Source organism: Bartonella sp. AA81SXKL (genome assembly GCF_042196945.1).
Lineage (GTDB): Bacteria > Pseudomonadota > Alphaproteobacteria > Rhizobiales > Rhizobiaceae > Bartonella.
Window position 1 is genome coordinate 1 of the sequence record NZ_JBHIRH010000270.1, and the last position, 683, is coordinate 683.

Genomic DNA, 683 nt, shown 5'->3' on the forward strand with positions numbered 1-683 from the left:
TAGCCATGCGAATAATAAAACCCGTCGTCGTTTTTTGCCAAATCTTTGCAATGTGACATTGATTTCTGAAGTGTTACAGCAAAGTTACCGTTTGCGCGTTTCGGCAAGCGCTTTACGTTCTGTTGAGCACCGCGGTGGTCTTGATGGATTTTTGGTTAAAGCCGATGATAAAGAATTATCGCAACGTGCCCGTTTGTTAAAGCGCCAGATTGTTAAGAAAAAAGCTGAAAAAGCGGCGTAATCGCCTTTGTTTATTGCAAGGCTGGATTGTGTGCTCTCATTATAGAGGGCAGTGTTTGTGGTTTTTTACTTTTTGATCGCTGTATTAAATGGTTCCATACCCTAGGTTAAAAGATGTTCTCAGTCAGTGCTCCTTTACCAGGACAGAAAAAGAGAAAATATATTGTTTTTTCTAGCCTTGCGATGTGTTTTGCTGTAACTATTTCTAATATTTTGGTTCAGTATCCTGTGCACTGGTTTGGTTTGAATGAGCTCCTGACTTATGGAGCTTTTACCTATCCGATTGCTTTTCTGATCAACGATTTAACCAATCGTTTTTATGGTCCCTCTGCCGCACGGTATGTGGTTTATGCTGGTTTTTTCTCGGGTTTTTTTGTTTCTTGGATATTGGCTGCTCCGCGTCTTGCGATTGCTTCTAGTTCAGCATTCTTATTTGGACAACT

Annotated in this window: 2 protein-coding genes; both read left to right on the forward strand. The window is 40.7% G+C overall.

The genetic code is table 11. The annotated features are described in order from the left end of the window. Positions 1–241, forward strand: a 241-nt coding sequence (locus ACFINZ_RS11020; RefSeq protein WP_375701537.1) for a bL28 family ribosomal protein, incomplete at its 5' end; no start/stop codon positions are given. A gap of 113 nt (positions 242–354) precedes the next feature. Further along, on the forward strand, positions 355–683 hold a 329-nt coding region (locus tag ACFINZ_RS11025; RefSeq protein WP_375701538.1), incomplete at its 3' end, for a queuosine precursor transporter.